This is a genomic window from Azonexus sp. IMCC34842 (assembly GCF_050368855.1).
Lineage (GTDB): Bacteria > Pseudomonadota > Gammaproteobacteria > Burkholderiales > Rhodocyclaceae > Azonexus > Azonexus denitrificans_A.
The window spans coordinates 1,529,325-1,550,172 of sequence record NZ_CP178449.1 but is presented as its reverse complement, the minus strand read 5'-3'; the positions used below and the strand labels follow the sequence as shown (position 1 = coordinate 1,550,172).

Here is a 20,848-nt window from a genome sequence, read left to right as displayed (position 1 = left end):
GCGCTCTGTCTGACTGACGAAATGGCTCCTTCGGGAGCCATTTTCCCGATTTGCCGGCCGGCCCCCGTGCCGCCCATTTTTCGAGATTCGAAGACCATGAAAACCCGTCCCACCGCCCCGCCCCGCTTCACCCGCCGCATCATCGCCGCCAGCCTGCTGCTCGCCAGCCTTCCCGCGCTGGCCGATGGCGTCTATCAAACGCTGCCCTTCAGCCAGAACTGGTCGAACATCGGCCTGATCACGACCAGCGACAACTGGGATGGCGTCCCCGGCATCCTCGGTTACCGCGGCGACGACCTGACCGGTTCGACCGGCACCGATCCACAGGGCATCGTCGCGCCCGGCTCGATGGTGCTCGACGTCAATGCCAACCAGACTGCGCCGAACACCTTTTCGACCGGCGGCGTCGCCGAATTCCACCTCACCGACCCGACCATCGCGCTGACCGGATCGGGCACCGCCGATGCGCCGTTCATCCTGCTGCACCTGAATACCGCGGGTTTCCAGAACATCCAGGTGGCCTACAGCGTCCGCGACCTCGACGCTTCCGCCGATAACGCCGTCCAGCAAGTTGCGCTGCAGTACCGCATCGGCAACAGCGGCAATTTCGTCAACGTCCCGGCCGCCTACGTGGCCGACGCGACCGAGGCCGGCACGGCGAGCAAGACGACGCCGGTTGCCGTCACCCTGCCGGCCGCCGCCGACAACCAGGCGCAGCTGCAGTTGCGCATCATCACCAGCAACGCCGTCGGCAACGACGAGTGGGTCGGCATCGACGACATTGCGGTCAGCGGCGCCTCGCTCGGTGCGGTGAACCAGCCGATCATGCCGACCTGCCTGGCCGGCAGCGTCAATCAGGGCAGCGCCGGCAGCTTCCCGCTGAGCGCCAGCGATGCCGACAGCCGCGTCAATGCGGCCAGCCTCGCCGCCGGCACGCCGGCCGGCTTCTCGCTCAGCGGCCTGGTGGCAGCCGGCGCCGATGGCGGCACGGCAACGGTCACGCTCAACGTGGCGAGCAGCGTCGGCGCCGGCAACTATGCCGTCGTCGTCAATTTTGCCAATGATGAAACGCAGACGGCGAGTTGCACCGTCGACATCGCGGTAGCCGGCCTGACGCCGATCTACAGCATCCAGGGCAACGGTCCGAGCAGCCCCTTCGCCGGGCAGAGCGTGACCACCCAGGGCGTGGTGACCAAGATCAACAACAGCGGTTTCTTCATGCAGGACGCCAGCGGCGACGACGACGAAACGACCTCGGACGGCATCTTCGTTTACACCGGCAGCCTGCCGACCGTCAGCCTCGGCGACCTGGTCCGCGTTGCCGCGACGGTCAGTGAATTCGCCGTCGGTTCCGGCGCCATGGCGGTCGCCAACCCGCTGACCGAACTGACCAGCCCGACCGTCAGCGTGCAGAGCGCCGGCCATACGATCACGCCGCGGACGATTACGCTGCCCGAGGCCGTCGAAGGCGACCTGGAGCGTTACGAAGGCATGCTGGTGCACATCGACAACACGCTGACCGTCAGCCAGAACTATTTCCTCGGCCGCTACGGCCAGCTCACCCTGGCTGCCGGCGGCCGCCTCGAAAAGCCGACCAACCGCTACCCGGCCGGCAGCGCCGAAGCCATCGCCATGGCCGACGAAAACGCCCGCCGCCGCATCCTGCTCGATGACGGCAGCAGCCTGCAAAACGTCAATCCGACCCCGTATCTGGCCGCCGACAACACGGTGCGGGCCGGCGACACGATCAACGGCATCACCGGCGTCATCGATTACGGCCTGGCGACCAGCGATACGGCCGGCCTCAGCGACTTCCGCATCCATCCGAGCGTCGCCCCGACGATCACCCGCGATAACCCGCGCACGGCCGTGCCGGATGCGGTGGGCGGCAACATCAAGGTGGCCAGCTTCAACGTGCTGAACTACTTCACGACCATCGACCAGAGCGGCGCCTCCTGCTACCCCGGCGGCACCCGCAGCGATTGCCGCGGCGCCGACAGTGCCGCCGAGTTCGCCCGCCAGAAGGCCAAGATCGTCAATGCGATCAAGGCGTTGAATGGCGATGTCGTCGGCCTGATGGAGATCGAGAACAACGGCAACACCGCGGTCCTCGATCTGGTCGCCGCGCTCAATGCCGCCATGGGCGCCGGCACCTACGCCAGCGTCACCCTGCCGAGCGGCGGCAGCGGGACCGATGCGATCCGCGTCGCGATGATCTACAAGCCGGCCAAGCTGTCGCCAGTCGGCGGCGCGGTCAGCGACACCAACGCCATCCACAACCGCCCGCCGCTGGTCCAGACCTTCGCCGCCGCCAACGGCGAGAAATTCAGCGTCGTGGTCAATCACTTCAAGTCGAAGAGCAGCTGCCCGACTTCCGGCTCCGATACCGATCAGGGCGACGGCCAGGGCTGCTGGAATACCCGTCGGGTCGAGCAGGCCCAGGCGCTGCGCAGCTATATCCAGGGTCTGCAGGCGAGCAGCGGCGATGCCGACGTGATCGTCATCGGCGACCTGAACGCCTACGGCAAGGAAGACCCGATTCTCGACTTCACCGCCAACGGCTATGTCGACCAGGTCGCCCGCTTTGAGAACCTCGGCTATTCCTACGTTTTCGACGGCGAATCCGGCTACCTCGACCACGCCCTGGCCACGCCCAGCCTGAGCGCCCAGATCGCCGGGGCGGCGCATTGGCGGATCAATGCCGATGAACCGGCCATCATCGACTACAACCTGGAGTTCAAGCAGCCGGCCTGCGCCACTTGCGGCCCGGACTACTACACCAGCACGGCCTATCGCTCATCCGACCACGACCCGGTGGTGATTGGCCTGAATCTGTTCAAGTCGATCTCCGGCACGGCCGGTCGCGACACCCTGGTCGGCAGCGCCGGCGACGACGTGATCAGCGGCGGCATCGGGGCCGATACCCTGACCGGCGGGGCGGGGGCCGACCAGTTCGTGTTCACCAGCCTGCGCGACGGTACCGATACGATCACCGACTTCCAGCCGGGCATCGACCGTATCGTGCTGACCCAGGTGCTGCAGTCGGCCGGCATCGCCAGCAACGCACCGCTCGCCGATGGCTACGTCACCTGCAAGGCGACCGGCAGCGATGCGCTGATCGGCATCGATACCGATGGCGCCGGTCCGTCGGCCAGCCGCAGCCTCGTACTGCTCAAGAACCAAAGCTGCGCGGTGGCGATCCCGGGCAATTTCGTGTTCTGAAGCAGGCGGTAAATCGGCAGCACAACGGGGAGGCATGGCCTCCCCGTTTTATTTCAGCCGCCAACCGCCGACTAGTCCGTTCGGCGCATATTGGCGACTATATCGGAAGTGATAGCGGTAACGCCGCCAACCTAAACTGGCAGGCCGTCGCTCGCATCAAAAGCTTGTCGCCGCAGCCCGCCGGGACAAGACCCAACATGCGCGACCAGCGATAACACCTTGAGACTGCTTTCCGGAATGCACAAAAAATGAATGTGGCTGCCAGCATCAATGCCTTGATGCGCATTCCGAAGACTTTTGCCGGCCAGCGCATCCTGATCGTCGATGACGAACCCCGTTTCCGTAACGCCTATCGCGAACTGCTGGCCGGGGCCGGCCGGACGATCGAGGAATGCGGCACCGGCGCCGAAGCCATCCAGCGGCTGGCCGGTGCCGACATCGATGTCGTCGTCCTCGACCTCAAATTGCCCGACATCGGCGGCAGTCAAATCATGGAGTGGATGGCAAGGAATTTCATTTCGACCGCCGTTATCGTCTTCAGCGCCGATCGCGCCATCGACTCGGCGATCCACGCCCTGCGCCAGGGCGCCTTCGAATTCGTCCGCAAACACAGCGACCCCGGCGAGCTGATCGAAAGCGTCGACCGCGCCTTGCGCCAACGCCGGATGGAACAGGAGCACGCGGCGATGGCCGGCCAACTGGAGCAGTCCGAGAGCCTGCATCGTTTCCTGGTCGAACAGTCGCCCGACCTGATCTACACCCTCGACGAGAGCGGCCATTTCATTTTTCTCAACCAGCGGGTCGAAACGCTGCTCGGCTATCGCCGCGATGAACTGCTCGGCCGGCACTATTCGGTCATCGTCCATGAGGGCGATATCGAGCAAGCCCGCTACGCCTTCAACGAACGGCGCATCGGTGAGCGTGCGACCAAAAACTTCGAAGTCCGGCTCAAGGCAAAACCGACCGACGCCCACCCAGGCGAGCCGCGGCTGGTCGTCGTGATCCTCAGCTCGCAAGGCGTCTATGCCCCCGAAAAATCGGCGTCGCCGGCGTTCTATATGGGCACCTCCGGCGTCGCGCGCGACATCACCGAACGCAAGCGGATTGAGGAGACCATCGCTTTCCAGGCCTTCCATGACCTGCTCACTGGTCTGCCCAACCGCACGCTGTTCACCGACCGGCTGGAACTGGCACTGACCCAGGCCAAAAGGCGCCATCAGCGGGTCGGGGTGATGTTTCTCGATATCGATCGCTTCAAGCTGATCAACGACACCTACGGCCATCCTGCAGGTGACAAATTATTGAAGGATTTCGCCCTGCGCACCCGCAACTGCCTGCGTTCCGGCGACACGCTGGCCCGCCAGGGCGGCGATGAATTCACCGTGCTGCTGCCCGACATTGGCGGTCATGACGATGCCAGCCTGATTGCGCGCAAGATGCTCAATGCGCTGAAACAGCCGTTCACCGTCGCCGATCAGGATTTCACCGCCACGGTCAGCATCGGCATTGCGATGTTCCCGGAAGACGGCGTGACGCCGGAGGAGCTGATTCGCAACGCCGACATTGCGATGTACCAGACCAAGGCACAGGGCAAGAACGGTTACCTCGAATTCAATCCGGCGATGAACACGACGCATGTCGAACGGCTGTCGCTGGAAAACGATCTGCGTCTGGCCATCAAGCAGGGCGATCAGTTCGAGCTGCATTACCAGCCACAGATCAGTTTGTCCCGGCGCCGGGTGGTCGGACTCGAGGCGCTGATCCGCTGGAATCATCCGACCCAGGGATTGATCAGTCCGGATTCGTTCATCCCGTTGGCCGAGGAAACCGGCATGATCGTCGCGATCAGCGACTGGGTGCTGCAGACCGGTTGCGCGCAGTTGGCGAAGTTGCAGCGCCAGGGCTTTACCGATCTGAAACTGGGCATCAATCTGTCACCCCGCGAGTTCGAGCGCAGCGACTTGTTCGAGCGGATTACCGGCCCGATGGGCGAACATGGCTTGCCGCCGGAATCGCTGGAAATCGAAATCACCGAGAGCCTGCTGATGAAGGATGCCGAAACGGTGATCGCCAAAGTGCGCCAGTTACGCCGGGCCGGTATCCGGATCTCGATCGACGATTTCGGTACCCGCTATTCGTCGCTCAATTACTTGCGCCGCTTTTCGGTAAACAGCATCAAGGTGGATCAGTCCTTCGTCCGCGATCTCAGCTCGGCACATGGTTCCGGGGCGATTGTGCACGCCATCATGGGCCTTGCCCAAAGCTTCGATCTCGGCGTCCTCGCCGAAGGGGTCGAGACCCCCGCCCAGCTTAAGGCGCTGGCCGACCTCGGCTGCGATCAGATGCAGGGCTACCACTTCAGCCATCCCTTGCCGGTTGGCCGCCTGGAAGAATTTCTCACTGCCAGCCCAGTCTTCTGAGGGCGGGCGCCATCTAGCGAAAGGGTGAATATGAGCCTCTCCAGCTTCGGACCGGAACACAACCCGGAAGACCTCCAGGCCTTGCGCCGACTGATCGCACGCCTCGCCCCGCCATGCGGCCTCGACTTGAGCGACAAGTCGGCGGTCCGCCGCTTTCTCGACGGCGCCCAGCCGGCGCCACAGGGCGCAGCCGAAACCGGCCAGGAACTGCGCGCCATGCTGATCTTGCTGTTCCGGCTGGAAACCTGCAGCAGCGAAGACCTCGGCTTCGCAGGCCTGCGCCGTCTGTGGCTGGAGCACAGCGAAACGCTCGCCCGTTACCGCCGGCCCGACGCGCTGCCCACGGCGCTGCGCCATGGCTCACCGGGCAACCGGCCGGCTACCGGCGAATAGTCCGATCGGCCCATATTGGAGCCAAGCGGCCTTCACCGGCACGAAATATTCTATTGCCATAATCAGCCATCGGCAGGCCTGCCAAACTCACCGGAAGAACAACATGCGCTTATCCTTCTTCGCTATCGCCATCCTGTTAGTCGCCGGACAGGCCCAGGCTGATATATCGCTGGCCGCCGGAGGAAATATCGAACTCAGCGCTGACCGCCCCCTGGATCTGGCGGCAAGTCGCAGCAGAGAGCTGAGTGGAAAAATCGAGCTTGTCGCCGGAAATATCAGTCTCAGCGAGGGGGGATCATTGCAGCTTACCGAACCTGCGCCACTCGTTATCGAACCGGTACGGCCCGTGTCGATACCGATCACCAACCGTGGCGGCACAATAAGTATCGGCAGTTCTACTGGCATCAGCGTCGCGCAGCCGAACAGCGGATTGCCCGACCTGGTGATGGCCGCCGTTCCCGAGCCGAAGAACTACGCCATGCTGCTCGCCGGCCTTGCCCTGATGGGCTTCATCGCCCGTCGCCGCAACGCCCGCTGAACGAAAAAAAGCCCCCATCCAAAACTGGGGGCTTCCTGACCATCGGCGCCGACAAGGCGCCGCGTCTTATTTCGACGGGCGCCCGGTCTTGATCCGCTCGACGGCGGTCAATGCCTTGAGCAGCGACGCATCGGACATCGCCACCAGGGCAGCCAGACCGGCGCGCAGCAATTCACTCTTCTTGATCTCGTGCCCGGCACTCAGGGCCCGTTGCTTGAGCGCGGCAAGCTGCGCGTAATCGTTCTCCGGGAAGGTGAAACTGTCCCGCACCAGCTTCGGCTTCTTCACGGCGACTTTCTTGGCCTTGACTTCCTTGCCCGACTTAGCCGGGACGACCGGTTCGGCACTGGCCGCAACGCTCTTCGCAGCCGGCTTGGCTTTCGCCTTGCTGACCGGCTTGGCAACCGGCTTGGCAACCGGCTTGCTCGCCGGCTTGGCGGCCGGAGCCGCGGGCGTGGCAGCTGCCTTGGCGACTGGCTTGGCCGGCACCGCTTTCTTGGCCACCACTTTATTTGCCACAGCCTTCTTGACCACGGCCTGCGCGGCGGGAAGCTTCGCCGCAGCGGCTTCGACTACCGGTTTGGCTGGCACAGCCTTGACCGGAGTTTCTGCGACGGGGGCGACTTCCGCCACGACTTTCTGTACTGCCACGCCAGCTGCTTTGCTCATGACCCACTCCTAAAATGGTTAAAACGGTACAAACAGTATATATTGTTTATACCGATTTTCCAGCACCGCAAATCAAAAACCGTTCAACCATTCGGTAATCAAGCTGAAAGAGAGGCTTAACAATCCCTTGATATCGTTCCCGCCATCAACCGGATCAAGGATCAACCCATCATGAAGCTGATCGACTTGGAAAAAATAATCGACGACTTTTTTGAAAATAGCTGGGCGATGGCCTGGTTGCTTGGCGATTATTAGCCCGGAGCAGGAATCGCCGGCTAAATCAATTCAAGCCGCATCAACTCGGCTTTGACATAGGCGTAGAACACCGGCGCCACAGCAATCCCCGGCACGCCAAAGGCAGCCTCCATCAAGAGCATGGCAAGGAGCATTTCCCAGGCTCGGGCATTGATCTGCTGCCCAAGAATCTTCGCCGAGAGAAAATACTCGCCCTTGTGCAGCGCCACCAGAAAAGCCAGCGAAGCCAGGGCAGCATTGAACGAAAAGGATGCGCTGACGACGACGATCACCGTGTTCGAAATCAGGTTTCCGACCACCGGCAGAATCCCGACGATCAGCGTGATGACCAGAATGGTCTTGATGAAGGGCAGGTGAATGCCAGCCGCCGGCAGAACGATCGCCAGATAGACGGCGGTAATGCTGGTGTTGATCAGCGAAATCTTGCCCTGCCCGATCACCACCCGCTGGAAGGCGTTGTAAAAAATGCCGACCCGTTCATGCAGCGCGGCGGCCAGCGGTTTGCGGTCCGGCTTTTCGCAGGTGCTGCCAACAGCGATCATGGCGCCGAGAATGCCTCCGATCAGGACATGCACGAAAGCCACGCCGATTTCCTTGCCGGCGCCCTGAATCTCGGCGCTATGGGTGTGCAGCCAGGAGACGACTATCGTTTTCCAGTCATCGGCCGATCCGGGCAGGCGCTCGACCACCCACAGGGGCAATATCGTGTTGGCGCCTTCGATGATTTCCGCCAGCTTGATCCACAACTGCGGCACCCCGGTCGATTCGCCGTTCTTCAGATAGAACAGCAAGGCAAATGCGCCGACGCTGACGGCCGTCACGGCGATTGCGGCAACAATGGCGGTCGCCGCAATCTGCGCCGCCCGCCCGGCAAACAGTCGGGAGAGCAAGGGCGAGAGTTTGTCGATGAGCGTAAAGACCAGCATGCCGGCAAACAGCGCCGAAACCAGATTCAGATGAATACTGGCGACCAGCAGCACCACCGCAACGGCGTAGCTGGAAATTTGCACAGGAACGGATTTCATGGATGGAAGCTCGATAGTGACCAAATCCGCCCAGCTTATCGCGACAAACCATCTGCGCTGTAGCAGCCTGTAACCCAGCCGGAAAATCAGCAATAAAACGACCGCCACCGGCAATTCCAAAGAGATATCCGGCGCGACGACTTTGCCGCAACATTCCGATACAAAGCGTTTCAATGGTCATACGTACTTCGCCCCTTGTTGACGCCAATATAGGCTCCGATTTTTCCCCAACGGAGGTCCGCCTTGAACACTAACGAACAACAGCAGCTCAACAGTTTTCTGCAACAACTGGTTCAGGCCCAGATCGGCAGCAAAGATGCCGAGGCCGAACGAATCATCCTGGAAGCCTGCCGAAATCAGCCCGATGCGCACTACCTTCTGGTCCAGCGCTGCCTGCTGCTTGATCAAGCACTGCAAGCCGCCCAGGCCGAGCTGGCAAAACTGAAGACACAGGATAGCCACCGCGAACCGTCCGGCAGTTTTCTTGATGCCAATGGCGCCTGGGGCAACTCGGCAGCGCAACGCCCGGTCGCCCAGACGGCCGCCCCATATGCCCCCGCCGCGCCTGGCCCGGCACCCTCCCCGGCCGCTTCGTCGTGGGGTTCCGGACTGCTCGGCACAGTGGCCTCCACCGCCGCCGGCGTAGTCGCCGGTTCCTTTCTGTTCCAGGGGATCGAGCACCTGATGGGCAGCCACAACAACCATGCCAGCCCTCTTTCGGATACCGGCAATCTGACGCCGAAGGTGCCGGCTGAAAACACGACAGCCAACAATTTCATGGATACCGGCAGTTCTTCGCTCGACGACCTGAGCGCGCTGGACGTCAGCGACGGAGACACTGACTGGATTTAATCTAGGGAGCCCCCGATGACTCAAACTGAAAATCCCCCGCAGGCCGCAATCATCCAGGCCTTCCTCGCCACCTCGCGGGCCTATCTGGCGCTCGACGACGATCCTGATGCGGCCAGACATCGGAGCATCGTTTCAAACACGACAGCCAAGCCGGACAAGACGAGCACGAATTCATACCGCAAAGCGCTCCGGTCAATTCTGCTCGCCGTTGGTTTGGGCGCCTTCGTGGCCGGGCCGGTCATGGCTGACCCGGGCTGTGGCCAGACCGAGGAGCATCGGACACGACTCTGACAGCTGGCCAGCCGAAAGCATTTGTCGGTTTCCCCGCCGTGCCGTCGAGGCCCTGACGCAATGAAACGAATCCTGTTCTTTTGGCTTTTACTCGGACCCGCCGCGCTGGCGCTGGCCGATCCGGCACGCCCCGGCGCAGCCGAGGATGTCGGCGATGCGGCGTGGGATTTCAAACTGACGCCCTCCTACTATGCGACGGCTCATCAGACCGGAGCGAGCGACCTCAACCTACGGGCCGACTCCGGTCCGCACGCGGTTTGGCTGGGCTACTACCGGCGCGGCAACGAGTTCGAGCAAACGCGAACCGGCTATGAGTTCACCGCCGAGACGCCATTCGGGAAGATCGTGCCGTCCCTGCAATTGGCCAGCCACGGGTTTGCCGGCGGCTCGCTGAATGCCGAAGTCGGTCAGGCGATATTTGCCCTTGTCGGTTTCGGCAGAACGAATGCCAAGGACTATTACAACCTGAATTTCGACCCGAACGATTCGATTACCTACGGCCTGGGTACCCGATTGTTGCCCAAGAGCATGCTGTCCCTATTCACCGTCAAGGACAATCGGCTGCATACCGGCCAGATGGTGACGCATGCCGTCTGGCGCTACCTGCCGGCCGAACACCAGCGGCTGACACTTGATCTGTCGAGCAAGCACGGCCGGGCAAGCGCGGAAGACGATAGCGTCTCGGGCAAGGCCGTTTCGGTAACTTACGACTATCAATCGGTTTTTGTGCGTCTGGCCCGCGATCGAAAAGTCAATTTCACCGCCGACGACCAAACCCGGCTGTCGCTCGGCTTGCGCTTCTAATCCTTGATTTCAGCTAACCCGACCGGCAACGCCGGATGGAACGAATCCAGATATTCGGAAAACCCCGCGCCGACCTCGGGATGCCGCCGGCCGAAAACGACGGTCGCTTTCAGATAGCCGAGCTTGGAACCGCAGTCGTAGCGGGTTCCGGCATAGCGATAGGCCAACACCTGCTCTTCGCCAAGCAGCGCGGCGATGCCGTCGGTAAGCTGGATCTCGCCGCCGCTGCCCGGAGTGACGTTTTCCAGATGGTGGAAGATGCGCGGCGTCAGGATGTAGCGGCCGACCACCGCCAGCGTCGATGGCGCGTCTTCGGGCTTCGGTTTCTCGACGATGGCGCGGATGCTTTCCAGGCGTTCGGCCACCGGGCTGGCGGCGACGATGCCGTAGCTCTTGGTCTCGGCGCGCGGCACGTCCTGAACGCCGAGCACCGAGCAGCGGTAGTAGTCGTAGGTATCGGTCATCTGCTTCATCACCGGCACTTCGCCGTCGAGCAGGTCGTCGGCCAGCAGCACGGCAAACGGCTCGTTGCCGATCACAGGCTTGGCACACAGCACGGCATGGCCGAGGCCGAGCGCTTCGGGCTGGCGGATGTAGATGCAGTTGATGTTCTTCGGCAGCAGGTTGCGGACGAATTCCAGCATCGCGGTTTTCTGCTTCAAGGCCAGTTCGCTTTCCAGCTCGTAAGCCTTATCGAAATGGTCTTCAATCGCCCGCTTGCTCCGGCCGGTGACGAAGATCATGTCGGTGATACCGGCCGCAGCGGCTTCTTCCACGGCGTACTGGATCAGCGGCTTGTCGACAATCGGCAGCATTTCCTTCGGGCTGGCCTTGGTCGCCGGCAGAAAACGGGTGCCCATGCCAGCCACGGGGAAGACTGCCTTGGTGATTTTTTTCATGATATTTCCAGTATCTGGTTGAACGATCAGGATTTGTAACCACGCGGGTTGTTCTGCTGCCAGTTCCAGGCATCGCGGCACATCGTTGCGATATCGCGCGTCGCTTGCCAGTCCAGACTGGCTGCGGCCAGCGAGGGATCGGCATAGCAGGCGGCAATATCGCCGGGCCGGCGCCCGTCGATGCGATAGGGCACGGCCTGGCCGCTTGCCCGGGCAAAGGCGGAAACCATGTCGAGCACGCTGTAGCCCTGCCCCGTCCCGACATTGACGGCCAGCAGCCCGGCCCGCGACGGCAGCGCGTTCAGCGCCGCGACATGGGCCTGCGCCAGATCGACGACATGGATGTAGTCGCGCACCCCGGTCCCGTCCGGCGTCGGGTAGTCGTTGCCGAAAATGCGCAGCTCGGGCAGACGCCCCACCGCAACCTGACTGACATAGGGCAGCAGATTGTTCGGGATGCCTTCGGGGTCTTCACCAATACGCCCGCTGGCATGGGCGCCGACCGGATTGAAGTAGCGCAGCGTGATGATCCGCCAGGCCGGGTCGGCAGCGCTCAGATCACGCAAGATCTCTTCGATCATCAGCTTGCTGCGGCCATAGGGATTGGTCGCCGAAAGCGGAAAATCCTCGCCGATCGGCACGGTATGCGGATCGCCATAGACCGTTGCCGACGAACTGAAGACCAGCGACTTGACGCCGAACTCGGCCATGGTTTCGAACAGCACCAGGCTGCCGGAGACGTTGTTGTCGTAATAATCGAGCGGTTTGGCGACCGACTCGCCGACCGCTTTCAGCCCGGCGAAATGGACCACCGCGCCGATCTCGTGGGCAGTGAAGACGCTGCGCAGCAAGGCGCGGTCGCGCACATCGCCCTCGACCAGCACGACCGGGCGGCCGGCCAGTTCGGCAACACGGCGCAGCGCCTCCGGATGGCTGTTGGAAAAATTATCGACGACGACCGGCTCGTAGCCGGCCGCCATGCACTCGACACAAGCGTGGCTGCCGATATAGCCGGCGCCACCAGTGATCAGCAGCTTCATACAGATATCCTTCTTTCGTTCATTCGACGGTAACCGACTTGGCGAGATTGCGCGGCTTGTCGACATCGGTGCCGCGCACCAGGGCAACGTGATAAGCCAGCAGTTGCAGCGGAATCACATGCAGCAACGGCGACAATCGGCCGTAATGCTCGGGCAGGCGGATCACATGCACGCCTTCCGATTCGCCGATGGCGCTATCGGCGTCGGCGAACACATACAGCTCACCGCCGCGCGCCCGCACCTCCTGCAGATTCGATTTCAGTTTTTCCAGCAGCTTGTTATTGGGCGCCACGGCGACCACCGGCATGTCGCCATCGACCAGCGCCAGCGGCCCGTGCTTCAACTCGCCGGCCGGATAGGCCTCGGCGTGGATATAGGTGATTTCCTTCAGCTTGAGCGCCCCTTCGAGGGCGATCGGGTAATGGCTGCCGCGCCCGAGAAACAGCGCATGGTGTTTGTCGGCGAAGGCTTCGGCCCAGCCCTTGATTTCGTCCTCGAGCGCCAGCACCCGGCCCACCGCTACCGGCAGATGGCGCAGCGCTTCGAGTTCGGCCGCCTCGTCGCAGGCCGACAGGCGACCACGCAGCTTGGCGAGCAGCACGGCCAGCAGGAACAAGGCGGCGAGCTGGGTCGTGAAGGCCTTGGTCGAGGCGACGCCGATCTCCGGTCCGGCCCGCGTCACGAAGCGCAGCGCCGTTGCGCGGACGATGGCGCTTTCCGGCACGTTGCAAATGGCCAGAGTCAGCGGATGACCAAGCGCCTGGGCGTGGTGCAAGGCGGCCAGCGTATCGGCCGTTTCGCCGGATTGCGAGATGACCACGACCAGCTGGCGCGGATTGGCCACCGACTGGCGATAACGGTATTCGCTCGCCACCTCGACGGTGCACGGCAGACCGGCGAGCGATTCGAGCCAGTAACGGGCGACCATGCCGGCATAGCTCGACGTGCCGCAGGCCAGGATCAGCACCGAGTCGGCGTGGGCCAGCAGGGGCTCGGCCCCTGCCCCGAAAATGCCGGCCTGCACCGAGTGCGCTGCGCCCAACAGTTCCAGCGTGTTGGCCAGCGCTTCCGGCTGCTCGAAAATTTCCTTCTGCATGTAATGGCGATAGCGGCCCAGTTCCACCGCATCGGCCGAGAGTTGCGAGGTGACCACCGGACGCTCGGCAAGGCTGCCGTCGGCCGCGAAAATGCGATAGCCGTCGGCGCTCAACTCGGCGAGATCGCCGTTTTCCAGATAAATGACCTGGCGCGTCACCTGCAGCAAGGCCGAAGCATCCGACGCCGCGTAGCAGCCCGCCGTATCGCCCTGGCCGAGGCCGAGCAGCAGCGGTGAGCCGTGGCGCGCCACAACCACGTGCCGCGGATCATCGAGGCGGATGACGGCGATGGCATAGGCGCCGATCAGTCGCTGCATCGCCGAACGAACCGCCGCCAACAGCTCGCCGTCCTGGCGCAGCCTGTCCTGGATCAGGTGGGCGATGACCTCGGTATCGGTATCCGATTCGAAGCGATAGCCCTGCCCTTCCAGTTCGCGGCGCAGCGCCTCGAAATTTTCGATGATGCCGTTGTGCACCACGGCCAGCCCGCCCGAGACATGCGGATGCGCATTGCGCTCGTTCGGCACGCCGTGCGTTGCCCAGCGCGTATGGGCGATGCCGCTCAGACCGCTGACCTGCTCGCGTTTTGCCTGGGCCTCGAGATCGACCACCCGGCCGGTCGAGCGTAAGCGATGCAGCCCTCCGTTGATGACCGCCAGACCGGCCGAGTCATAGCCGCGATACTCCAGCTTGCGCAAGCCCTCGAGCAAGACCGGAACGATGTCGCGACCGGCGGCCGCAGCAACAATGCCACACATTGATTCTTCTCCTGCACTGCGGGAAAACGGTTCATCGAACAATGGGACCCGGCAAGTCGCCTGTCCCATCTCCTCCAGGAGTATTCATGACAAATATTGAAATCTGATGAAAAACAGGAAACGAGACAGAGGCAGAAAATCGCCAAGGCAAACGTAATTCGACTGGCAAGCTGTAACAATTCCGAACAAGACGACCGAGAAATTCATATGCTAAAAGTCATACGTTTATTCTCGGAGCACTCACCCATGGTTTTCTTTGAACTCTTTGCCAACAACCCGAACATCGTTCATGTCGATGCCGGAAAAGCCCTTTTCAACGAGGGCGAAGACGGACATTTGATGTACGTACTGACGACCGGCACGGCCGACGTCATCGTCAATAACCGCGTCGTGGAAACCCTGCAGCACGGCAATATCGTCGGCGAAATGGGCCTCGTCTCACCCGGGCCGCGTTCGGCCAGCGTGCTGGCCAAAACCGATTGCCAGTTCGTCGCCATCGACGAAAAACGTTTCCTCTATCTGGCGCAGCAGACGCCGTTTTTCGCCACCCAGGTCATGCGGGTAATGGCCGAACGACTGCGCGCCCTCAACCAGATCGTCGCGCCACGCCAAGTGGCCTGACGCCCTGCCACCTGCCGGTAACGAAGGGATATTCCTGATTTAATCTTTTTGACATGTTGGCTTTCTAGAATGGTCTTTCGGCTGTGACCGCATTCATTCTCAAAAAAGGAAGCTCCTTCGATGTACGCCAACAAAGTTCAAAAGATCCTTCCCCCACTGCTCGGCGCCTTGCTCGTTGTCACGCTGACGGCCTGCGGCGACGACAAGGGCGGCGCCAAAGCCGCGGCGACGCAGGTTGCCGCGAAAGTTAACGGCGCGGAAATCTCGGTACATCAGATCAACGGCTTGCTGGCCAAGGCCACCGGCGTCACCAACGACAACGCCCCGCGCGCCCGTAAGGAAATTCTCGATCGTCTGGTCGACCAGCAACTTGCCGTCGAACAAGCCCTGGCCAAGAAACTCGACCGCAACCCGGACGTGCTGCTCAACATCGAAGCCGCCCGCCGCGAAATCCTGGCGCGCAGCTACGTCGAACAGATCGCCGCCGCCCAGCCCCGCGCCACCGATGAAGAGGTCAAGCGCTATTACGACGAACACCCCGATCTGTTCGCCAAGCGCCGCATCTACAACATCCAGGAACTGGATATTCCAAAGAACGCCGGCTCGCTCGATGAGCTGAAGAACTATGTTTCCTCCGGCAAGTCCTTTGAAGAGATCGCCGGCTGGCTGAAGAGCAAGAACATCCCGGCCCGTGGCAGTGCCGGTACGCGCGCGGCGGAACAACTGCCGATCGAACTGCTGCCCCAATTGGCCGCAATCAAGGATGGCCAGACCGCTTTGATCGAAGGCCCGCAGATGTTCTACGTGATGCGCGTACTCGCCTCGCAGTCCGGGCCGGTCGATGAAACCACGGCCAAGCCGCGGATCCAGCAGTTCCTGCAAAACCAGCGCAACACCAAGGCGGTGGGCGAGGAAATCAAGAAGCTGAAGGAAGCGGCCAAGATCGAATACGTCGGCGACTTTGCGACGGCTGCCGCAGCGCCGGCCAGTCCGGCGCCGGTAGCGGCCGCCCCGGCAGCGGCGAACGAGACCGGCAAAGCCGCCCCCGGTGCGGCGAACGCCCTCGAAAAAGGCGTCGCCGGCCTCAAGTAGGCCGCGCTACCCAAACCAAGGAAATCGTCAATGATCAAGGCAATCCACCGTCTGGTGTGCTGTCTCGGCATGCTACTCGCCGTGTCGCACGGCGCAGCTGCCGACAACCAGAGCAAGGTTGATTACAAACTGGGCCAGGGTGATGCCATCCGCATCGTCGTCTTCCAGAACCCTGACCTCACGCTCGACTCCCGCGTTTCCGAAAGCGGCACCATCACCTACCCGTTGATCGGCACCGTCGAAATCGGCGGCCTGTCCATCGAAGCCGCCGAACAGCGCATCGCCAGCGGCTTGAAGGAAGGCGGTTTCGTGCAGAAACCGCAGGTCAACATCGTATTGATGCAGGTACGCGGCAACCAGGTTTCGGTACTCGGCCAGGTCAACCGGCCCGGCCGCTTCCCGCTTGAAACGGCCAACACCCGGGTCTCCGACGTACTCGCCATGGCCGGCGGCATTGCCCCGATGGGGTCGGACACAATCATCCTCACCGGTATCCGCGACGGCAAACCGTTCCGTCAGGAAATCGATTTGCCCAGCATCTACATCGGCGACAAGAGCGCGGATGACATTCTGGTGGCCAGCGGCGATGTCTTCTACGTTCACCGCGCCCCGGTCTTCTACATCTACGGCGAGGCCCAGCGCTCCGGCTCCTACCGCATCGAACGCGGCATGACCATCCAGCAGGCGCTGGCCCAGGCCGGCGGCCCCACCCTGCGCGGCTCGGAAGACCGAATCCGGGTGCACCGCCGGATGCCGGGCGGCGAAGTCGCCAAGATCTCACTCGACGCCCACGAAGCCGTCATGCAGGACGACGTGATCTACGTGCGCGAAAGCCTGTTCTGACATGCCGACCTTTGACCTGCCAGAGCAACACCGGGGATGCCGGACAGCAGCCCGGTCTACAAGGATGCACCGATGACCCTGCAACAATTTCTGCTGATTCTCTGGGCGCGCCGCAAGCTCGTGCTCTTCACCTTCCTGGCCACCGTGCTCACTGCCACCGTGGTCAGCCTGCTGCTGCCGGAGGAATACACGGCCAGCACCGCCGTCGTGCTCGACGTCAAATCACCGGACCCGATTGCCGGGGTTGTCCTGCCCGGCCTGATGGCGCCCGGCTACATGGCCACCCAGGTCGACATCATCAACAGCGACCGGGTGACGATGCGCGTCATCAAGATGCTGCGCATGGATGAAAACCCCAACATCAAGGAGCAATGGCAGGAATCCACCGAAGGCAAGGGGCAGATTGCCCCCTGGCTGGCGAGTTTGCTGCAGAAGAAACTCGACGTAAAACCCTCGCGCGAAAGCAATGTCATCTCCATCAGCTATTCCGGCAGCAGCCCGGCTTTTGCCGCCGCCATGGCCAACGCCTATGCCCAGGCCTACATCGACGTCAATCTCGAATTGCGCATCGAGCCGGCGCGCCAAAATGCCAAATGGTTCGACGAGCAGAGCAAGCAATACCGCGAGCGCCTCGATACAGCCCAGAACGCCCTCTCCGACTACCAGCAGAAGTCCGGCATCGTCGCCACCGACGAACGTCTCGACTACGAGACCCAGAAGCTGAACGAACTCTCCACCCAGCTGACGATTGCCCAGGCCCAGGGCACCGACGCCAGCAGCAAGCGCCGAAGCAGCGGCAGCGCCGACACCATGCCGGAAGTGATGCAAAGCGGCCTGGTCAGCCAGCTCAAAGGCGACATCGCCCGCCTGGAATCACGCCTCAAGGAAGTCTCCGGCAACCTCGGACAGAACCACCCGCAATACCTGCGCTCACAGGCCGAGCTGGAAGAACTGAAAAGCAAGATGAACGCCGAAATCGGCCGCATCACCAGCTCAATCGGCACCGCCGGCAACATCAGCAAGCAAAAGGAAAGCGAACTGGTTGCCGCGGTCAATGCCCAAAAAATACGGATTCTCGAACTGAAGAAGCAGCGCGACGAGATCAATCTGCTGGTCCGCGAAGTCGAAACCGCCCAGCGCGCCTTCGACGCCGTCGGCCAGCGCACCACGCAAAGCCGGCTTGAATCGCAGAGCATCCAGACCAATGTCGCGGTGCTCAATCAGGCCAGCGAGCCACTCAATGCATCGAAACCCAAGGTCATGCGCAACATCCTGCTGTCGATGTTTGTCGGCATTCTGCTTGGCGTCGGCACCTCTCTCCTGCTTGAGTTCAGCCAACGGCACATTCGATCCAGCGAAGACCTGATCCAGACATTAGGCATTCCCGTTCTTGCCGTCCTTGAACCGGAACAAAACAACCAATACTGGACAAGCGTCTTTCCGCGCTTGAGCCGCCTGTTCCTGACGCGCCAAGCACGCCCAGCATGAGTGAAAGAGCAATGAACTTCGCCCACCCCAGTGAGACCATCATCACCCGTGCAGCCCAACACCACGGCCTGGCTTCCCGCTCCATCGGTACCATCTTGATGGACGCCGGACGACTGAGCACGGACGCGGCCGAAAACATCATCAAGCTACAAAAGGAAGGTGGCCTTCGCTTCGGCGATGCGGCCATTCAACTCGGTCTGCTGACCGAAGCGGATGTCCGTTACGCCCTATCCCATCAGTTCGAGTACCCCTACCTGATGCCTGGCGACACCAGTCTCAGCGAAGAGGTGGTCGCCGCTTACAAACCCTTCAGCCCGGTAGTCGAAAAACTACGCGCCTTGCGCAGCCAACTGATGCTGCGTTGGTTTGACGGCGAGTCCGGCAACAAAATGCTGGCTCTGACCAGCCCCGAGCGGGGGGAAGGACGCAGCTACATCGCCGCCAATCTGGCGGTCGTATTTTCGCAACTTGGCGAGCGCACCCTGCTCATTGATGCTGACCTGCGCCACCCCCGGCAACACGAAATTTTCAAACTCGGCAATCGCAACGGCCTATCCGCAGTTCTTGCCGGCCGAACCGGGATGGATGAAGCAATCGTCCGCATTCCCGACCTGCTCGGCCTCTCTGTGATGCCGGCTGGCGCAATACCGCCCAACCCCCAGGAACTGTTCAACCGCCCACAGTTTTTGACCTTGCTGGAAAGTGCTCAAAGACAGTTCGACGTCATCCTTTTCGACACATCGATCGGCGGCGCCTATGCCGATGCCCAGATGATCGCCTCCAGAGCGGGGGGAGCCATCGTACTCAGCCGGAAAGACGTCACTCAAGCCGCCCGCCTTCGGGAACTTACCGACTCGCTGCGGCACTCCGGCGCTACGGTGGTTGGCTCGGTTCTCAACGGGAATTAACCGGGGTGAAACTCGTGAATACCTTGAGCAAACCGCTGCCAAGTCCATTCATTCAATGGTTCCCGGTGCTCCTGGGCATTGCGATGCTGTTCTTGCCGACCTTTGTCGATTTGGCACGCACTGTTTGGCGAAACGACGATCAGGTTCACGGGCCGATAGTTCTCACTGTCGCCCTCTACCTCTTCTGGAGCCTGCGCCACGACCTCCTGGACGCACCGATTGATCCACTACCCACCATCGGCTGGCCGCTCCTGGTCATCGGTCTAATCATTTACACGCTTGGCCGCTCCCAGGGGCTCGCCCTCTTCGAGATCGGCTCGCTGCTTGTCGTTTTACCGGCGGCAATCGTATTGATGCGCGGCAGCAAGGGACTGAAGGCCGTCTGGTTTCCCATTTTTTTCCTCTTCTTCATGATTCCGCTACCCGGCGCCATTGTCGATATGCTGACCATGCCCATGAAAATCGCGGTCTCCTACGTCACCGAAAACATCCTCTACACCGTGGGATATCCAATCTCACGCAACGGCGTCATCCTCTATATGGGTCAGTACCAGTTGCTGGTCGCCGATGCCTGTGCTGGGTTGCATACCCTGTTTTCACTGGAAGCGATGGGCTTGCTCTATCTCCACATCATCAAGCATGAATCCTGGACGCGAAATACCGCCCTCGCCGTTCTGATCGTTCCAATTTCGTTCACCGCAAACGTCATTAGAGTCATCACCCTGACCCTGATCACTTACTACTTCGGAGACGAAGCCGGCCAGGGATTCATTCATGGTTTTGCCGGCATGGTTCTGTTCGTTTCCGCCCTGATGTTGATCATTGCAACGGACTCACTGCTCCGCTTCAGCACTCAGAATAAAGGTTTGCAGCCATGAACAAAGCGCCCGCGCTGCCGGCCTTCTGGCCATGGATGAAGTCATTCGCCATCTTGCCGACAGCCATGCTGATCTTTGCCCTGATGGCTTGTGCCGCGCTCGGCAGCATTGCATTGACACCGACCCGGCATCTCGCCGACAGCACACCAAAAATCGACATCGCCAGCAGTATTCCAAAGACGTTTGGCGACTGGAAGGTTGACGAAAGCATTGTTCCAATCAACCCCTCACCTGCCCAGCGGGCTACGCTGGAACAGATTTACGACCAGACCGTCAGCCGCACCTACGTCAACAGCAAGGGGCAGCGGATCATGCTTTCCGTTGCCTATGGGGCTTCGCAAACAAGGGAGATGCGAGCCCATAGACAAGAGGTTTGTTATGCCGCGCAAGGCTTCCAGATCAACGACCTGAAGCACGACGTAATTGCCATCAGCGGCGCTCAGATTCCAGTGACGCGCATGGTCGCAGTTCATCAATACCGTACGGAACCGGTCACCTACTGGTTCACCATGGGCAACGGCATCGTGCGCAGCTATGTGGACCGCCAGCTGGCCCAGATGAAATACGCCTTCTCCGGCCTGATTCCCGATGGCTATCTGTTTCGTGTTTCCAGCATTGAAACCAACCCCGAAATCGCCTACAGCCGGCAAATCGAATTTGCCAATCAACTACTTCAGGCGACGCCCCCGGAGTTGCGCCAGAAACTACTCGGCAGGTCGGCCAACGACTAAACCAATGAACAATCGACAACTGCT

Annotated in this window: 19 protein-coding genes; 14 read left to right on the top strand and 5 right to left on the bottom strand. The window is 61.6% G+C overall.

What is annotated here, in order from left to right; translation table 11 throughout:
* Positions 1-96: 96 nt before the first annotated feature.
* The 4 genes from ACLIKD_RS07400 to ACLIKD_RS07385 all read left to right on the top strand — a co-directional run bounded on the left by ACLIKD_RS07400 (position 97) and on the right by ACLIKD_RS07385 (position 6,573).
* Entirely contained in the window at positions 97-3,222 is a 3,126-nt protein-coding gene (locus ACLIKD_RS07400) for an ExeM/NucH family extracellular endonuclease (protein WP_428827792.1), read from the top strand.
* A gap of 248 nt (positions 3,223-3,470) precedes the next feature.
* On the top strand, positions 3,471-5,642 hold the full coding sequence (locus ACLIKD_RS07395; protein WP_428827791.1) for a putative bifunctional diguanylate cyclase/phosphodiesterase: 2,172 nt from the start codon (positions 3,471-3,473) through the stop codon (positions 5,640-5,642).
* A 30-nt stretch (positions 5,643-5,672) separates the two neighbouring features.
* Positions 5,673-6,035, top strand: coding sequence for a hypothetical protein (locus ACLIKD_RS07390; RefSeq protein ID WP_428827790.1), 363 nt, complete (start codon positions 5,673-5,675; stop codon positions 6,033-6,035).
* 103 nt (positions 6,036-6,138) lie between these two features.
* Positions 6,139-6,573: a PEP-CTERM sorting domain-containing protein gene (locus ACLIKD_RS07385; RefSeq protein WP_428827789.1), complete on the top strand. Its 435-nt coding sequence runs from the start codon at positions 6,139-6,141 to the stop codon at positions 6,571-6,573.
* Between the two features lie 66 nt (positions 6,574-6,639).
* On the opposite strand, the gene ACLIKD_RS07380 is transcribed toward ACLIKD_RS07385, so the two are convergent.
* Positions 6,640-7,242: a hypothetical protein gene (locus ACLIKD_RS07380; protein WP_428827788.1), complete on the bottom strand. Its 603-nt coding sequence runs from the start codon at positions 7,240-7,242 to the stop codon at positions 6,640-6,642.
* Positions 7,243-7,517: 275 nt separating this feature from the next.
* Positions 7,518-8,696: an AI-2E family transporter gene (locus ACLIKD_RS07375; RefSeq protein ID WP_428827787.1), complete on the bottom strand. Its 1,179-nt coding sequence runs from the start codon at positions 8,694-8,696 to the stop codon at positions 7,518-7,520.
* Positions 8,697-8,765: 69 nt separating this feature from the next.
* On the opposite strand from ACLIKD_RS07375, the gene ACLIKD_RS07370 reads away from it, so the two are divergent.
* From ACLIKD_RS07370 to ACLIKD_RS07360, 3 genes are read left to right on the top strand one after another with little or no spacing between them, the layout of a single operon-like run.
* Positions 8,766-9,374, top strand: a complete 609-nt coding sequence (locus tag ACLIKD_RS07370) for a DUF2076 domain-containing protein (protein WP_428827786.1) — start codon at positions 8,766-8,768, stop codon at positions 9,372-9,374.
* 15 nt (positions 9,375-9,389) lie between these two features.
* Positions 9,390-9,665, top strand: coding sequence for a hypothetical protein (locus ACLIKD_RS07365; RefSeq protein WP_428827785.1), 276 nt, complete (start codon positions 9,390-9,392; stop codon positions 9,663-9,665).
* A 60-nt stretch (positions 9,666-9,725) separates the two neighbouring features.
* Complete coding sequence (locus ACLIKD_RS07360; protein ID WP_428827784.1) at positions 9,726-10,469, top strand: hypothetical protein; 744 nt, start codon at positions 9,726-9,728, stop codon at positions 10,467-10,469.
* On the opposite strand, the gene galU is transcribed toward ACLIKD_RS07360, so the two are convergent.
* Genes galU through glmS form a run of 3 tightly spaced genes read right to left on the bottom strand, consistent with a single transcriptional unit; the run spans position 10,466 to position 14,263 of the window.
* Complete coding sequence (gene galU / locus ACLIKD_RS07355) at positions 10,466-11,368, bottom strand: UTP--glucose-1-phosphate uridylyltransferase GalU (protein WP_226419552.1); 903 nt, start codon at positions 11,366-11,368, stop codon at positions 10,466-10,468. The genes ACLIKD_RS07360 and galU overlap by 4 nt on opposite strands.
* Positions 11,369-11,394: 26 nt before the next feature.
* A complete protein-coding gene (galE, locus tag ACLIKD_RS07350) occupies positions 11,395-12,408 on the bottom strand; it encodes a UDP-glucose 4-epimerase GalE (RefSeq protein WP_428827783.1) in 1,014 nt (337 codons plus the stop codon).
* Between the two features lie 19 nt (positions 12,409-12,427).
* The gene (gene glmS / locus ACLIKD_RS07345) at positions 12,428-14,263 is read right to left on the bottom strand and encodes a glutamine--fructose-6-phosphate transaminase (isomerizing) (RefSeq protein ID WP_428827782.1); all 1,836 of its coding nucleotides are present in this window, start codon (positions 14,261-14,263) and stop codon (positions 12,428-12,430) included.
* 246 nt (positions 14,264-14,509) lie between these two features.
* Between glmS and ACLIKD_RS07340 the strand changes: the two genes are divergently transcribed.
* From ACLIKD_RS07340 to epsI, 7 genes are all read left to right on the top strand, one after another.
* A complete protein-coding gene (locus tag ACLIKD_RS07340; RefSeq protein ID WP_428827781.1) occupies positions 14,510-14,884 on the top strand; it encodes a Crp/Fnr family transcriptional regulator in 375 nt (124 codons plus the stop codon).
* A gap of 120 nt (positions 14,885-15,004) precedes the next feature.
* Positions 15,005-15,976, top strand: coding sequence for an EpsD family peptidyl-prolyl cis-trans isomerase (locus tag ACLIKD_RS07335; RefSeq protein WP_226419630.1), 972 nt, complete (start codon positions 15,005-15,007; stop codon positions 15,974-15,976).
* A 30-nt stretch (positions 15,977-16,006) separates the two neighbouring features.
* On the top strand, positions 16,007-16,819 hold the full coding sequence (gene epsE / locus ACLIKD_RS07330; protein WP_226419629.1) for a polysaccharide export protein EpsE: 813 nt from the start codon (positions 16,007-16,009) through the stop codon (positions 16,817-16,819).
* Positions 16,820-16,855: 36 nt separating this feature from the next.
* Positions 16,856-18,307 (top strand): chain length determinant protein EpsF, encoded by a 1,452-nt coding sequence (gene epsF, locus ACLIKD_RS07325; RefSeq protein ID WP_428827780.1) that lies wholly within the window; start codon positions 16,856-16,858, stop codon positions 18,305-18,307.
* The gene (gene epsG / locus ACLIKD_RS07320) at positions 18,304-19,215 is read left to right on the top strand and encodes a chain length determinant protein tyrosine kinase EpsG (RefSeq protein WP_428827779.1); all 912 of its coding nucleotides are present in this window, start codon (positions 18,304-18,306) and stop codon (positions 19,213-19,215) included. The genes epsF and epsG overlap by 4 nt, the downstream gene beginning before the upstream one ends.
* A 5-nt stretch (positions 19,216-19,220) precedes the next feature.
* Positions 19,221-20,093: an exosortase B gene (gene xrtB, locus ACLIKD_RS07315; RefSeq protein ID WP_428827778.1), complete on the top strand. Its 873-nt coding sequence runs from the start codon at positions 19,221-19,223 to the stop codon at positions 20,091-20,093.
* Positions 20,094-20,158: 65 nt separating this feature from the next.
* Complete coding sequence (gene epsI, locus ACLIKD_RS07310) at positions 20,159-20,824, top strand: exosortase-associated protein EpsI, B-type (RefSeq protein WP_428827777.1); 666 nt, start codon at positions 20,159-20,161, stop codon at positions 20,822-20,824.
* Positions 20,825-20,848 lie beyond the last annotated feature (24 nt).

Bases quoted from the DNA above. Each gene is read 5' to 3' on its own strand.
- ACLIKD_RS07400 (WP_428827792.1), top strand. From the start codon at position 97: ATGAAAACCCGTCCCACCGCCCCGCCCCGCTTCACCCGCCGCATCATC.
- ACLIKD_RS07395 (WP_428827791.1), top strand. From the start codon at position 3,471: ATGAATGTGGCTGCCAGCATCAATGCCTTGATGCGCATTCCGAAGACT.
- ACLIKD_RS07390 (WP_428827790.1), top strand. From the start codon at position 5,673: ATGAGCCTCTCCAGCTTCGGACCGGAACACAACCCGGAAGACCTCCAG.
- ACLIKD_RS07385 (WP_428827789.1), top strand. From the start codon at position 6,139: ATGCGCTTATCCTTCTTCGCTATCGCCATCCTGTTAGTCGCCGGACAG.
- ACLIKD_RS07380 (WP_428827788.1), bottom strand. From the start codon at position 7,242: ATGAGCAAAGCAGCTGGCGTGGCAGTACAGAAAGTCGTGGCGGAAGTC.
- ACLIKD_RS07365 (WP_428827785.1), top strand. From the start codon at position 9,390: ATGACTCAAACTGAAAATCCCCCGCAGGCCGCAATCATCCAGGCCTTC.
- ACLIKD_RS07360 (WP_428827784.1), top strand. From the start codon at position 9,726: ATGAAACGAATCCTGTTCTTTTGGCTTTTACTCGGACCCGCCGCGCTG.
- galU (WP_226419552.1), bottom strand. From the start codon at position 11,368: ATGAAAAAAATCACCAAGGCAGTCTTCCCCGTGGCTGGCATGGGCACC.
- galE (WP_428827783.1), bottom strand. From the start codon at position 12,408: ATGAAGCTGCTGATCACTGGTGGCGCCGGCTATATCGGCAGCCACGCT.
- glmS (WP_428827782.1), bottom strand. From the start codon at position 14,263: ATGTGTGGCATTGTTGCTGCGGCCGCCGGTCGCGACATCGTTCCGGTC.
- ACLIKD_RS07340 (WP_428827781.1), top strand. From the start codon at position 14,510: ATGGTTTTCTTTGAACTCTTTGCCAACAACCCGAACATCGTTCATGTC.
- ACLIKD_RS07335 (WP_226419630.1), top strand. From the start codon at position 15,005: ATGTACGCCAACAAAGTTCAAAAGATCCTTCCCCCACTGCTCGGCGCC.
- epsE (WP_226419629.1), top strand. From the start codon at position 16,007: ATGATCAAGGCAATCCACCGTCTGGTGTGCTGTCTCGGCATGCTACTC.
- epsF (WP_428827780.1), top strand. From the start codon at position 16,856: ATGCCGGACAGCAGCCCGGTCTACAAGGATGCACCGATGACCCTGCAA.
- epsG (WP_428827779.1), top strand. From the start codon at position 18,304: ATGAGTGAAAGAGCAATGAACTTCGCCCACCCCAGTGAGACCATCATC.
- epsI (WP_428827777.1), top strand. From the start codon at position 20,159: ATGCTGATCTTTGCCCTGATGGCTTGTGCCGCGCTCGGCAGCATTGCA.